Origin of the sequence: Limosilactobacillus gastricus DSM 16045 (genome assembly GCF_001434365.1) — a bacterium.
Lineage (GTDB): Bacteria > Bacillota > Bacilli > Lactobacillales > Lactobacillaceae > Limosilactobacillus > Limosilactobacillus gastricus.
Window position 1 is genome coordinate 1 of the sequence record NZ_AZFN01000012.1, and the last position, 12,794, is coordinate 12,794.

General features: G+C 43.4%; 12 protein-coding genes. 6 read left to right on the plus strand and 6 right to left on the minus strand.

The genetic code is table 11. The features are described from left to right. Positions 1-131: 131 nt before the first annotated feature. Genes dltD through FC60_RS05050 form a run of 5 tightly spaced genes read right to left on the minus strand, consistent with a single transcriptional unit; the run spans position 132 to position 4,582 of the window. Positions 132-1,427 (minus strand): D-alanyl-lipoteichoic acid biosynthesis protein DltD, encoded by a 1,296-nt coding sequence (dltD, locus tag FC60_RS05030; protein ID WP_056937352.1) that lies wholly within the window; start codon positions 1,425-1,427, stop codon positions 132-134. After that, the gene (gene dltC, locus FC60_RS05035) at positions 1,427-1,660 is read right to left on the minus strand and encodes a D-alanine--poly(phosphoribitol) ligase subunit DltC (protein ID WP_040467834.1); all 234 of its coding nucleotides are present in this window, start codon (positions 1,658-1,660) and stop codon (positions 1,427-1,429) included. The genes dltD and dltC overlap by 1 nt, the downstream gene beginning before the upstream one ends. Positions 1,661-1,683: 23 nt before the next feature. Beyond that, positions 1,684-2,904 (minus strand): D-alanyl-lipoteichoic acid biosynthesis protein DltB, encoded by a 1,221-nt coding sequence (gene dltB / locus FC60_RS05040; protein WP_056937353.1) that lies wholly within the window; start codon positions 2,902-2,904, stop codon positions 1,684-1,686. Further along, positions 2,904-4,433 carry a D-alanine--poly(phosphoribitol) ligase subunit DltA gene (dltA, locus tag FC60_RS05045; RefSeq protein ID WP_082601350.1) on the minus strand — a complete coding sequence of 510 codons (1,530 nt, stop codon included), beginning with the start codon at positions 4,431-4,433 and terminating at the stop codon, positions 2,904-2,906. Before dltA ends, dltB begins: the two co-directional genes overlap by 1 nt. Before the next feature lie 11 nt (positions 4,434-4,444). Continuing rightward, positions 4,445-4,582 (minus strand): teichoic acid D-Ala incorporation-associated protein DltX, encoded by a 138-nt coding sequence (locus FC60_RS05050; RefSeq protein WP_040467832.1) that lies wholly within the window; start codon positions 4,580-4,582, stop codon positions 4,445-4,447. A gap of 140 nt (positions 4,583-4,722) precedes the next feature. Here FC60_RS05050 and FC60_RS05055 point away from each other — a divergent pair, with 140 nt between their 5' ends. Then, positions 4,723-5,835 (plus strand): exonuclease SbcCD subunit D, encoded by a 1,113-nt coding sequence (locus FC60_RS05055; protein ID WP_056937355.1) that lies wholly within the window; start codon positions 4,723-4,725, stop codon positions 5,833-5,835. 1 nt (position 5,836) lies between these two features. After that, on the plus strand, positions 5,837-8,482 hold the full coding sequence (locus tag FC60_RS05060) for an AAA family ATPase (RefSeq protein WP_056937356.1): 2,646 nt from the start codon (positions 5,837-5,839) through the stop codon (positions 8,480-8,482). A gap of 56 nt (positions 8,483-8,538) precedes the next feature. On the opposite strand, the gene FC60_RS05065 is transcribed toward FC60_RS05060, so the two are convergent. Next, positions 8,539-9,207 (minus strand): winged helix-turn-helix transcriptional regulator, encoded by a 669-nt coding sequence (locus FC60_RS05065; RefSeq protein ID WP_056937357.1) that lies wholly within the window; start codon positions 9,205-9,207, stop codon positions 8,539-8,541. 166 nt (positions 9,208-9,373) lie between these two features. On the opposite strand from FC60_RS05065, the gene FC60_RS05070 reads away from it, so the two are divergent. From FC60_RS05070 to pstB, 4 genes are read left to right on the plus strand one after another with little or no spacing between them, the layout of a single operon-like run. Then, positions 9,374-10,267 (plus strand): phosphate ABC transporter substrate-binding protein, encoded by an 894-nt coding sequence (locus FC60_RS05070; protein WP_082601351.1) that lies wholly within the window; start codon positions 9,374-9,376, stop codon positions 10,265-10,267. Further along, positions 10,260-11,153, plus strand: coding sequence for a phosphate ABC transporter permease subunit PstC (gene pstC, locus FC60_RS05075; protein WP_056937359.1), 894 nt, complete (start codon positions 10,260-10,262; stop codon positions 11,151-11,153). The genes FC60_RS05070 and pstC overlap by 8 nt, the downstream gene beginning before the upstream one ends. Next, the gene (gene pstA / locus FC60_RS05080) at positions 11,150-12,025 is read left to right on the plus strand and encodes a phosphate ABC transporter permease PstA (protein ID WP_056937360.1); all 876 of its coding nucleotides are present in this window, start codon (positions 11,150-11,152) and stop codon (positions 12,023-12,025) included. The genes pstC and pstA overlap by 4 nt, the downstream gene beginning before the upstream one ends. Before the next feature lie 13 nt (positions 12,026-12,038). Then, positions 12,039-12,791: a phosphate ABC transporter ATP-binding protein PstB gene (gene pstB, locus FC60_RS05085; RefSeq protein WP_056937361.1), complete on the plus strand. Its 753-nt coding sequence runs from the start codon at positions 12,039-12,041 to the stop codon at positions 12,789-12,791. Positions 12,792-12,794: the final 3 nt, after the last annotated feature.

Here is a 12,794-nt window from a genome sequence, read left to right on the forward strand (position 1 = left end):
ATCTGTCCAACTTAGGGGGTTCACTTCTCCTAGTTCTGGTGGCCGTTTTGCTTTTTTATAGCAAACCTAAATCACTAGATTCAATACGAAAGCAGGCTAAACTCAAAATGGTTAGCCTGCTTTTAAAATTGCTATTTTAATTCCGTCTTTTGGAACTGCTTTAAATTATTAGTGGTTGGAATCAAATTAGTCCACTTCTTGGATAAGAAAACATCATTAACGTGATAATTAGGTGATGCTTGCTTGTTCTCTATGAACCGGGAAACTTGCCGGTCAAAATCAACCCAACCGGACCAACCGAGGTGAATCGTATCGTTCATAAATGAACTTTGGTTACCCTTGTGAGAGAAATCAACAATATTATTGAAGCCTTGGGATTGGAGCTGGAATTTAATCTTATTGACGGTTTGATAGTACATCTTCATACTCATTCCAGTATGTTTTTCCCATTTCTCGTTAACTGGGGTAATCACAAAGATTACGTTGGTATTAGTCTTTTGGAATTGCTTTAAGACGGTTTCAAAATCTCCATATTCGGGTGACTTATAATAATCGAAGTGCCGTTGCGAATTCTTCGTCGACCAGTATTTACCACGTAATTGCTTCCGATAGAAACTATCAATAATTCCGAGATGATTATTCTTGGATTGTTTAGCCTTATCTTTGGCGGCCTGTTGATAGAGTTTGGAGTAATTATAGGTAACCGGTAACGCTTCTTCACCCGGCACGATCTTCTTTTGATAGTTATTATTCAAGAAATAACCACTAAAAAGATTGTCCTCATGGGCGAGTAAACTCATCCGAAATGATAGCCATTGGCGTTCAAAGTCAGTTAAGACCTTCCCACTAGCAATCCGCTTGGCCGCGTTAGGGATGGTCCCATCTGTGCCCAAAAGGTCAATTAACCGTTGAGCAGTGTAGCGGTCATAGGCGGACTTAGGGTTGGCCTGCAAGAGCCAGTAAATATCACTATAGGAACCCGTGTAATAAGCAAATGCCGTTTTATCAACCCCAGGTTTGGTAAACCATTGGGGAGAAATAATAAAAACGGCCTTTTTGTTGGTTAACTGTTTACTCATCATTGTCATATTCAACATTTGTGGCAATGACTGAGTTCCCCGAGAACCAAATAAGAAAGGAGTATAGTTGTGGTATTTAGCCGCCATTACAGATGGATGGTATTTATCCATCCGGTTTAATTCACTCGAGCCAAAAAAGGCCACATAGTGTTTTGATTTATCACTGAGCGCTTGTACTTTTAAGTCGCGGTTTTTAAAAACCACATTACTCAATGATACTGCGGCTCTTTGCAAGGTTGCTTGACTCCGTTTTCCACTCCAAGGATAGGCAAATACCAATAAACATAAGAGTGCAGCAACGAACAGCGGCCCTAGCACGAGCCAAAGCTGTTTAGCTGGTTTTTTCATTATTGTAATTCCTTTACCCGATCAGCAATTAAGTTAATGGTGCTCCATTGGTCACGATCAAATTCAGAAACGGGGACTTGGATTCCATATTCTTCTTGTAAGGAGAAAAGGAATTGGACAGTTGACATGGAATCAATTTTACCTGAAGTAAAGATGTTTTCATCATGATCTGCGAAGTCAGCCACGTCACGACCAGCAGCAGCAGCTAATAATTCTTGGATTTTTTCGTTCATAATAAATTCCTCCTAAAAATCAATTAATGTGTAAACCATAACTTATTTAAGAATCCTGAGAAGATCAGGAAAGTAAAGACAACAAAATTAAAAGTAATCAAAATCGCGATCCCTTTGGTCAGCCAAGTAGATTTAAGATTCTTAAAGTGCTTCTGCTTGTAACGTAACCAAGCATCGTTAACTACTAGGGCTAACCCATGTAGGAACCCATAGAGAATGTAGTACCAGGTAACCCCATGCCAGAATCCCATGATAATCATGTTCAGCATGTACGCAGTTGATGAAAGAGCATTCCGACTCTTAAACCAACGCTTTTTAGTCGCTAAGAAGACAAAGCGCATAAAGATATAATCACGGAACCAGAAGGATAAGGTCATGTGCCAACGGTTCCAGAATTCTTTAATGTTCGGTGAACTAAATGGTTTATTAAAGTTCATCGGAGTTTTAACACCCATTAGATATGAGATCCCAACGGCAAAGAGGGAATAACCCGCAAAGTCGAAGAATAAATTACCGGCATACATGTAGGCTACGCCGACGACCCACCAAGAAAGGTGGGGGGCACTTAGCATGGCCATTTTCTCCATGAATGGTTGCCATTGCATTGCAAAGAAGTAGGTAATTACAAATTTATAAAGGAAACCTAAGAATAGATAGTAGATCGCTTTATCGACCATTTTAAGGTATTCTTGGCGTTCCGGAACCGCTTGGTAATCAGTCGCAAAGCGCCGATAACGATCAATTGGCCCGGAGGTAATGGTCGGCATGAAGACCATAAAACGAATAAATTTCCACCAGTTAAGTTCTTTTAAGACCCCATCACGAGTTTCAATGATGGTCCCGACTGCCCGGAAGGTAAGATAAGAAATCCCCATAAAGCCAAGGAGAGAATTATGTCCAACCATGGCGGGCGTCACCTTCACAATGACTAAGGGTAAAATCGAAAGGAAGGCGAGGAGATAAAAGCCCCAGCCGGTATTATGCTTTTGGCGATAGTGGAAATACCACATTACCAAAATCGTCTCATAGATAATATAAGCAATCAGCGAACAACCTTGCTGGACGCTGGAGCCGGTAAACATGAAGAAGATGAATAAAAAGCTAACGAAAGCCTCATACCAGACCAAACGCTTACCAAAATAGATCCCAATCATTAGGGGAATGATGGCGATAATTAGGTAGATAAAGTAAGTCGGTGATCCGTAGGCCGAATAGTTGGGGAGGGTTTGTAACCAATTCAGCATTATTGATTAGCCTCCGCAATCATTTGTTTAATGGCGATCTTACCATTGGCCGATTTCGGGAAATCGTCAACGTAGACGAATTGAGTCGGCATCATGTACTCCATGACTCGGTCTTTCAAATCGTTCCGTAACGTTTTCGTGAATTCGGCTTCGTCATCCACTGACTCATTTGGAATAATGTAAGCGATCAAGTGCGTCGCACGATGATTAGCATCATACTTCGGAACCGCCACAGCTTGTTTAACGAGCGGACTAGTTTCGATACTGCTCCGTACTTCATCAAGCTCGATCCGGAAACCGTGGAGCTTAATCTGAAAGTCCATCCGGCCGACAATGTAATGCATTCCATCTTCATCAATCATGGCTGCATCACCCGTCCGATAAGACTGGATCCCATTTAACTTAAAGAAGTTTTGTTGAGTCTTAGTTGGGTTGTTTAAGTAACCACGAGCGACACTGTCACCGGTAATCACCAATTCACCTTCCGTTTTTGGCGTGGTAATTTCTTGATCACCATCCCAAATTGAAGTAGTCGTATTGGCCTTAACCTTACCGACTGGCAGACGCTTTAGGGTATCCACCATTTCTTGGGTGATCTCTACGCTGGTAATCGCTACGGCTGCTTCGGTTGGCCCATAAGTATTAAAAATATGGGCGTGAGGGAAGCGTTCCTTCAGGCGCTTGGCGGTATTAACTGTGAGTTCCTCACCACAAAAGAGGAAGTGGGTTAACCCTGGCATCTTGGTTTCGCTGAAGTCCGGACTTAGCATTAACATGTCGGCCAAGGATGGGGTTGAAACATAAACATTCAAATCCAAACTTGGGAGAACGGTGAAGAGTTGACCGAAGTTTTTTACAACTTCTGAAGGCAAAGCTTTAATGGTCCCGCCAGATAAGAGCGCGGGAAGCCAAAACATTCCTGAAAGATCAAAAGAGTATGGTGGTTGACCTAAAAAGGTTTGTCCTTGAGGAATCTTAAAATCATCAGATAACATCCATTTAGCAAAAGAATTGATGTTGTCATGAGAAATTTCTACCCCCTTAGGAGAACCGGTAGTCCCAGAAGTAAAGAGAATGTAGAATAATTGATCGCCATCAACGACATGATCTAGTTGATAATTCACTTGATGATGCATGATTTCGGTTAATTGATCACTGGTCAACACTGGGCCATGATAATTAACCTCACTTGCTGGGAAATCATCGATGGCCACCACTAATCCGGGCTGACCGGTTTCGATAATTGAAGCAAGCCGGGTTGAAGCCGTCCCTGTTTCAACGGGAATATAAGGGTGACCGGACTTCAGTGTTCCAATAAAACCAGCTACCATTGTGAATTGATGGTCACCATAGAAAAGAACTGGTTGGTGCAAGTCGAGAGCTGAGTTTTGATCGAGCCAAGCAGCCAAGGCATCAGAGTAGTTTTTAAGGTCTTGATAAGTATTTAAGCGGCCCAATTCATCATAGGCGATGGTCGTTGGGTGTTGACTAGCCACTTGATCAATGGACCAGATTAGGTTGTTCATCACAATCATCCTCCTTAGAACTCGTTATAGATGAATGGGGCTTCCCCGGCGCCAAAATATCCGTACATATAAATTAAGATCATTAAAATAATGAAGTAAAATAAGGTACGAAGAATAAACTTAGCGGTCGGGTGATCGTTTAATTTTTTCATAGTTTTTCCTCTTACTGGCACAAATATTGAATTTTGTGCGAACTATAACATTAGTAATAATAACACCTTTAGTTGCTAACAAATATAAAAATTCCGTAAAATTTGGCGGATTAATTAAAATTTAAGAAAGTAGGAAGACAATGCGATTTTTACATACGGCCGATTGGCATGTCGGAAAGTCTTTACATGGTTATGACCTATTAAATGAACAACAACATATTTTTCAACAAATCGAGGCCATTGCCTTAGAGCAAAAAGTAGATGCAATTGTGATTGCGGGAGATTTATATGACCGCAGCGCGCCTAGTGAGGAGGCTGTTAGTGAATTAAATGCGGAACTGCAAAAACTGAACCTTCATGATCAGCTCCCAATTTTAGCGATTAGCGGTAATCATGATTCGGCCGCCCGATTGGCGACGGGGGATGCCTGGTATAGTGCAACACAATTTTATTTGCATACCCAATTATCACAAGCGTTCGAGCCCATTGTGATTGGTGATACCCAATTCTTTTTGTTGCCTTATTTTGAATTACAGGCAGTGCGTAATTACTTTGGTGATGATGAGATTCATTCGGTCAAGGTAGCGATGGAACGGATCGTTGCACAAATGCAGGATCATTTTGCGCCCGATAAGCATCAAGTTTTAGTTGCTCATTTTTTTGCCGCTGGTAGTTCCCATACGGATTCCGAAACCAAGGTTGAAGTTGGCGGTTTAAATGCCATTCCCGTCGACTTGTTAACGGAGTTTGATTATGTAGCCTTAGGTCATTTGCATAATCCTAACGCCTTAAAAAATCCAGTGATTAAATACAGTGGTTCCCCCCTAAAAATGTCGGCTTCTGAAGCTGAACTCCAAAAAGGGGTTCGAATTGTTGATTCAGCCATAGGCGAATCAACCTGGGTGCCTTTAAAACCAGCGCATGATGTTCGAATTATTAAAGGCTCCTTTGATGACCTAATGCAAAAGACTGATGAAGGTGATCGAGATGATTTTGTGGTGATTCAATTAACGGATCAAGAAATGATTCCTGATGTAATGAGTCGCTTACGCCAGGTTTATCCACGGATTATCGCCTTGCAACGAGTGAACGGACCGGTTCAGATGAAAATTGATACGACGATTGATCCAGCGCTCGACCCAATGCAACTGGTAGCTAAGTTTTATGATTTCGCCACTGATGGGCACAACCTAAATCCTGAGCAGAAAGAGTGGTTGACTCAAAGTTTGCAACGCGTTCAGAAAGGGGAATAGGATGCGACCATTAAAATTAGAATTGAACTATTTTGGACCATATGAACATGCCACCATTGATTTTAATCAGTTTAGCGAAGTCCCAGTTTTTTTAATCAGTGGCAAAACGGGCAGTGGGAAAACGACGCTGTTTGATGCGATGAGTTTTGCCTTGTTTGGCAAAACCTCCAATGATGATCGGGAAGCTAAACTGTTACGATCGGACTTTGCACCGGATGATCAGGAAACCTTAGTGAAATTCTGGTTTGAGCACCAAGGGGTTCAATACCAACTTGAACGGCGACCAAAACAAAGGATAAGACGTACAAGCGGGAAATGGGTTGAACTGGGAGGAAAGGTTTCCTTAATTTATCCTTTGGATGCAGCCGAACCAATTGAGAAAACGAAAGATGGGGACGTCAAAGCCGTTATCGTTGATTTATTGAATCTAAACGCTGATCAATTCCGACAAATTGTCTTATTACCACAAGGAAAATTTCGCCAATTCCTTGAATCATCTAGTAAGGATAAAGAAGCGATTTTAAGGTCCTTATTTGGTACCCAGTTATATGAACGATGGGTGGATGATTTACAAAATCAATATAAGCAATTAAAGGCGGCTAGTGATCAACAAACAACGCAATTGACGACCTTAATGCAGCAAATTGAGGAGATTGAGGCTGAACAACCCCAGGAATGGCTATCGGACGCCCAGGAACTATTCCAAAAAGATCAGTCAGCTTTGACGAAAACTCAAGAGCAATTAGTTGCCTTACAGGCCCAGGTACAAATTTTAACAGTGGCTGATCGCCAATGGCAAAACTGGCAAGAGACTCAAATTGAATTAGAGCAGACCCAAGTTAAGCACCAAGCCTTAATTGAAGAACAGCCAGCGATGGATCAGGTGGCAAAGCAAATCCAACTGGACGAGTGGGTTCAGAGACAAGTCCCTAAACTTAATCAGTATCATCGCCAACATCAATTGATTGCCGAACTAAGCCAAAAAAATCATCTGGCTCAACAAGAATGGGACCATAATCAACAGGTGGTTACCGAAACGCAAGCCCAGTTAAAACAATTAGGCAACCTTGACCAAGCCCAAGTCCACTTAACGCAAGAAATCGGTCAGTGGGCACAGCTAGCCAATGATTTTCAGCGCTTACAATCGGCTTTGAAACATTATCAAGACACTAAGTCAAACCAAGCTAGTTTGAAAAGCCAATTACAGGTGGCTAGCCAATCAGTCCAAGAAGCTAGTGATCGTTATACAAACATAAATGACCAATATGCGCGTTCGATGATTAGCCGATTAGCTCAACGACTAGAACCAGGATCGCCGTGTCCACTATGCGGGAGTAGGGAACACCCGCATCCAGTGGTGGTTGATGAACTGATTGTGGTGTCGGAAGATGAGGTAAAGCAAGCGCAAAGTCACTTGGATAAAGTACGCGCTCAAAACTCACAGCTACAGGCTCAACTTGAGCAAACTAGTCAGCAATTACAAGAAGAACAAGCGCAAATTGATCAACAATTGGCGCAGCTAAATCAAGCAATGGACGTTACGGATCAAGATCCCGAGAGTCTGGAGAAGCTTTTACGGGCCCAACAAGCAGCCCAACAAGCGGCCCAACACCAGCTCGCAAGTCAATTAAAAGAACGTGATCAATGGCAAGCAGCTTTGACTAAGGCCCAAGGAACGTTGGATCAATTAAGGGGACAGCAAGTTACGTTAGCAGAGCAATTAACAAGTACCGAGCAAGAACAAGGCGCACTGAAAGAGCAATTAATGACTGCTTTAGGACAAGCGCCTAAGTCTTTATCTTGGGAACAAATGGAAGAAATTGCTGACCAGCTTGATCGGCTGCCACAACTTCGTCAACAATTAAGTGATTACCAAGGGGCAGTAAAAGTGGTGGAGAGTCGTTTGGCTGAATTAAAGCCCCAGGTAGCTAAGCAACCGGCTGGTGAGACTGGCCAAGTGCGAGCAGAATTAAAAGATAAGCAAGCTCAGGTTGAAGAAACAGCGCAAGCAGTGGGACGATTAGAGTCCCGGCTTCATCAACGTCAGCAAACGATAAGCCAGGTTGACCAATTAATGGATCAACAAACGACGATGATGACCAAATTACGGTCCTTAAATCAATTAGTGCAGACCTTACGGGGGATGGGAGATAAAAAGCTTGGTTTGGAACGCTTCGTCTTACAACAATACTTTAATGAGGTCTTAACAGTCGCAAATCAGCGCTTTAGTCAATTAACGAATGATCGTTATAAATTCGTGTTAGATCAGGAATTAACGGCGCGCGCAACGCAAAATGGCCTGGAAGTTGATGTTTATGATGACTATGCAGGCAAGGCCCGTAGTGTCCATACGCTCTCTGGTGGGGAAAGCTTCATGGCTTCCTTAGCCTTGGCTTTAGCGTTAGGTGAAGTCGTGCAGCAACGTCAAGGGGGTGTGCAAATTGATGCCCTCTTTGTTGATGAAGGTTTTGGCTCACTAGATCAAGAGGCACTTGATGAAGCCTTAACGGCCCTTCAATCTATTGAGGGGCAACGAATGGTCGGTATTATTAGTCACGTGACGGAATTAGAAGAACGAATTCCGGATCAGTTAAAGGTGACAGCCACTGATGGTCGGAGCCAAGTTAGTTATCAACACGAATTTTAAGAGTGAAACAGGCTAATCGCTATCAATTCAAGGTAGCGGTTAGCCTGTTTTCGTTTTTATATCAATTTATAGCCAAAGCCTCGGACGGTTAGTAGGTGTTGTGGATTTTGGTCGTCATCTTCTAATTTATCGCGAAGGTGGGCAATGTGCATATCGACAATTCGCGATGATCCTAATTCATCATAGCCCCAGACTCCCGATAAAAGCTGATCACGAGAGAGCACTTGCCCCTGATGATCAGCTAAATAGGACAACAGTTGGAATTCTTTTTTGGTTAGCAGGACTGGTTGGTGATCCTTAGTAACTGACACCTTTTGTTTATCAATTACCCAATTCGCAATCTGAATTTGATGCTGATTCACTGGAGATTCATGGGCGTTATTAATTGGTGCGGGTTCAAGTGTAATTTGATCATAGAGCCACAGTCGTTGTTGAATTAGGGCAGCGAGAACTTCGAGTGGCGTGGTCTTTACTAATACATCATCAACCTTAGCGCGAAATAATTTTCGTGATTGACGACTTGTGGGGGCTTGCACCCAAACCAGAATTGGGTGATGAAATTCAGGCCGGAGCAACATCATGGTAGCCAAAGTAGTTTCTAAATTAATCGTGTCCAAATCCCACAGAAGTGCGGCGTATGAGGCCTGAGCAATTTTAGCGACGGCACTAGTGGCAGTAGTAGTTTGGTCAATTTGCCAATGATTAATCGATGCTAGTTCTTGCATCGTTTCTTGTAATTGGGGGTCTTGGGAGACCAGTAAAAAAGGGTTAATGAGCAGATCCTCCGATAATTTACCGAATCTTTACATAAGTCCAGGCGAAGTTTTACATAAGTTGTTTACAGTATATTTGTAACATAAATTAGCTTGGAAACAAAGGAGGATGACGGGAATGCACAAGCGACGCTGGTGGCTACTTGCTTTGATGATCATAATTTTATTCGTTGTTGGTGCTTATCTAGCCCACCAGACGAATCCCAAAGCCAAGTCAGCCAAGATTACGAGTGTCGGGTCAACGGCTTTGCAACCCCTAATTGAAGCGGCAGTGCTGGGGTTTCAAAAGCAAGCTTCGACCGTAAATGTAGTTGTTCAAGGTGGTGGTTCGGGGACGGGCCTTTCTCAAGTGGCATCGGGAGCAGTTGAAATAGGGATGTCAGATGTCTTTGCCCAACAAAAATCGGGAATTGATGCTAGTAAGTTAAATGACCATATCGTGGCCGTGACCGGGATTGTGCCGATCGTCAATCCCCAATTAGGAGTTAAAAACCTTAGCTTGACGCAATTACGGGCCATTTTTGCCGGGGAAATTACCAACTGGCAGAAAGTTGGTGGCCCCGATGAACCAATCACGGTAATTAATCGGGCGAGTGGAAGTGGAACCCGAATGGCCTTTGAACAGTTAGTTATGCAGGGGTCAAAAACGAAGCAAGCCCAAGAACAAGATTCCAATGGGACGGTCAAACAAATCGTTGCTAATGTCCCTGGAGCCATTTCTTATGTCTCCGTTGCCTATGTTAATTCACAGGTGAAGAGCCTAAAGGTCAACGGTGTTTCAGCTACTTACAGTAATATTACCCAAGGACGCTGGCCAATCTGGTCATATGAGCACCTGTATACGACCAAACACCCGAGTCAGGCGACGAAAGCATTTATTAAGTATGTGCAATCACCTACCGTACAGAACAATTTGGTTAAGAAATCACACTATGTGTCGATTCATGATATGCAGGTGCAACAGGATGCCAATGGAAAGATAACTAAAATTAGTGAGGGTCATCATGACTAAACATAAATTATTACAACCATCCAAGGAGAGCCGGCAAGACCGGCATGGTAAGTGCTGGGTGGGATTAGCAATTGCCATTATCGGCTTGCTAGTTATCACTATCCTAATCTTCTTGTGTACAAAAGGGGTGGCTCTCTTTGTTAGACATGGGATTGGCGTTTTTGATTTCATGACGGGAGTTAAGTGGTCGCCAAGCGAAGGACATTTTGGCGCTTTACCAATGATTTTAACTTCATTCGTAGTAACTCTTGTGGCTGGGTTTATCGCCTTACCTCTAGCCTTATTAGTGGCCCTGGCGATTACCGAAATTCTTCCTGAGCGTTTTCAAAATCTACTTCGGTCCTTGATAGAACTAATGGTGGGAATCCCGTCGGTAATTTATGGGTTTATCGGATTAACGGTTGTCGTGCCTCAATTACGGCAATGGTTCGGCGGTACCGGTTTTGGTCTATTAGCCGCTATAGTTGTCTTGGTGATGATGATTTTTCCAACCATCACTTCCATGACTGTGGATACGCTTCGAGCAACCCCAGCGGCTTATCGAATTGGCTCCATGGGCTTAGGAGCGACCCGCTGGCAAACCATTTGGCATGTGATCTTGCCCTATGCCAAGGGTGGTATTATCACGGCTTTAATTTTTGGAATGGCCCGGGCCTTTGGGGAAGCCTTAGCGGTTCAAATGGTAATTGGCAATACAGTTAGTCTACCAAATGGTTTGATGAATCCAGCGGCGACCTTAACTTCCGTGATTACTACTGGAATCGGAAATAGTGTTATGGGCACCCCAGCCAATGATGGTTTGTGGTCCTTAGCCTTAGTCTTATTATTAATGTCCCTCATCTTTAATGGTTTAGCACAATTGACGAAAGGAAGAGCAAGGTCATGAAAAAAATGCAGGTTGATCGGCTAATGACCGGAATTATTCTTTTCGGAGCCGGACTTGCCGGCTTACTGATTATTAGTTTGATTGGTTATATTCTTGTCAGTGGGGTTGAAAGTTTATCCTGGCGTTTTATCACGACCGTTTCGTCATCCTTTAGTGCCGGTGGGGGGGTTCGTGATCAGATTTTTAATTCTCTTTATTTAGTTGTCTTGACGATGATGTTAGCTTTACCAGTTTCCTTGGGTGGCGCCATCTATTTAAATGAGTACGCTAAGGGGAGCCGCTTGGCAGCTGGTTTACGGATGCTAATTGATGCCTTGAGCTCCCTACCATCAATCGTTGTGGGGCTCTTCGGTTACTTAGTCTTGGTCGTTCAATTACATTTGGGCTTCTCGCTTTTAGCAGGGGCCGTGGTTTTAACGATTATTAATTTACCGATTTTGACTCGGTCAATCGAACAGGCCTTAATCAATGTTCCAGATCTCCAACGCCAAGCTGGCTTAGGACTAGGCATGTCGCAGTGGAAGGTTATTACCAAAATTGTGTTGCCGATGGCTATTCCTGAGATTGTATCGGGCGCCATTCTCGCCATCGGCCGGATTTTTGGTGAAGCCGCCGCACTGATATACACGGCGGGACAAAGTTCAATCAATATTTCATACAGCGATTGGAATCCTTTTAGTCCGACTTCTTTTTTGAATCCGATGCGGCCGGCAGAAACCTTAGCCGTTCATATTTGGAAGTTGAATACGGAAGGATTAGTGCCAGATGCGATCAGTGTATCGGCTGGCGCAGCGGTCGTCTTGATTATCTTAATTGTAGTTTTCAATCTATTAGCGCGCTGGCTGGGAAAATGGCTAGCTAATCGGATGTAACGGAGGGTTAAAAATGCAAGAAAGTGCCTTAGAATTAAAAAGTGTGAGCGTTGCTTATGGGGATAAGCCTATTGTCCATCAGGTTTCAATGGAGTTCCCCAAACATCAGATCTCAGCCTTAATTGGCGCGTCTGGATCGGGGAAATCAACCCTGTTGCGGTCCATTAATCGGATGAATGATGGTCTCGCCAGCGTGACTGGTCAGATCATCTTTGATGGAATTGATATTAATCAGCCGGAAATAAATGTTTATGAAGTACGCCGAGCAATCGGAATGGTCTTTCAACAACCAACGCCCTTTCCCAAATCAATCTATGAAAATGTCATTTATGGATTGCGCTTGGATGGGGTTAAAGACCGCCAATTACTGGACGAGCGGGTGGAAACGAGCTTAAAGCAAGCCGCTTTATGGGAGGAAGTAAAAGATCAGTTGCATCAAAGTGCCTTATCCTTGTCGGGTGGTCAACAACAACGGCTTTGCATTGCGCGGACGCTGGCGGTGCGTCCCGAAATCATCTTGATGGATGAACCGACGAGTGCGCTAGACCCGATTTCAACCAGTCAAATTGAAAATACCCTGCATGACTTAAAGGATCATTTTACGATAATTATTGTGACCCACAATATGCAGCAGGCCTCCCGAGCCTCGGATTGGACGGCTTTTCTCGATCAAGGGAATTTGATAGAATTTAACCCAACGGAGCAGATGTTTATGAATCCGCAGCAGGTCAAGACGGCTGATTATCTCTCAGGAAAGTTTGGTTAAGGA

What these genes read in the sequence shown, in the direction of transcription:
- pstC (WP_056937359.1), top strand. Translation starts at nt 10,260, where the DNA reads ATGACTAAACATAAATTATTACAACCATCCAAGGAGAGCCGGCAAGAC.
- dltB (WP_056937353.1), bottom strand. Translation starts at nt 2,904, where the DNA reads ATGCTGAATTGGTTACAAACCCTCCCCAACTATTCGGCCTACGGATCA.
- pstA (WP_056937360.1), top strand. Translation starts at nt 11,150, where the DNA reads ATGAAAAAAATGCAGGTTGATCGGCTAATGACCGGAATTATTCTTTTC.
- FC60_RS05055 (WP_056937355.1), top strand. Translation starts at nt 4,723, where the DNA reads ATGCGATTTTTACATACGGCCGATTGGCATGTCGGAAAGTCTTTACAT.
- dltD (WP_056937352.1), bottom strand. Translation starts at nt 1,427, where the DNA reads ATGAAAAAACCAGCTAAACAGCTTTGGCTCGTGCTAGGGCCGCTGTTC.
- FC60_RS05050 (WP_040467832.1), bottom strand. Translation starts at nt 4,582, where the DNA reads ATGAAAAAATTAAACGATCACCCGACCGCTAAGTTTATTCTTCGTACC.
- dltC (WP_040467834.1), bottom strand. Translation starts at nt 1,660, where the DNA reads ATGAACGAAAAAATCCAAGAATTATTAGCTGCTGCTGCTGGTCGTGAC.
- FC60_RS05070 (WP_082601351.1), top strand. Translation starts at nt 9,374, where the DNA reads ATGCACAAGCGACGCTGGTGGCTACTTGCTTTGATGATCATAATTTTA.
- pstB (WP_056937361.1), top strand. Translation starts at nt 12,039, where the DNA reads ATGCAAGAAAGTGCCTTAGAATTAAAAAGTGTGAGCGTTGCTTATGGG.
- FC60_RS05060 (WP_056937356.1), top strand. Translation starts at nt 5,837, where the DNA reads ATGCGACCATTAAAATTAGAATTGAACTATTTTGGACCATATGAACAT.
- FC60_RS05065 (WP_056937357.1), bottom strand. Translation starts at nt 9,207, where the DNA reads ATGCAAGAACTAGCATCGATTAATCATTGGCAAATTGACCAAACTACT.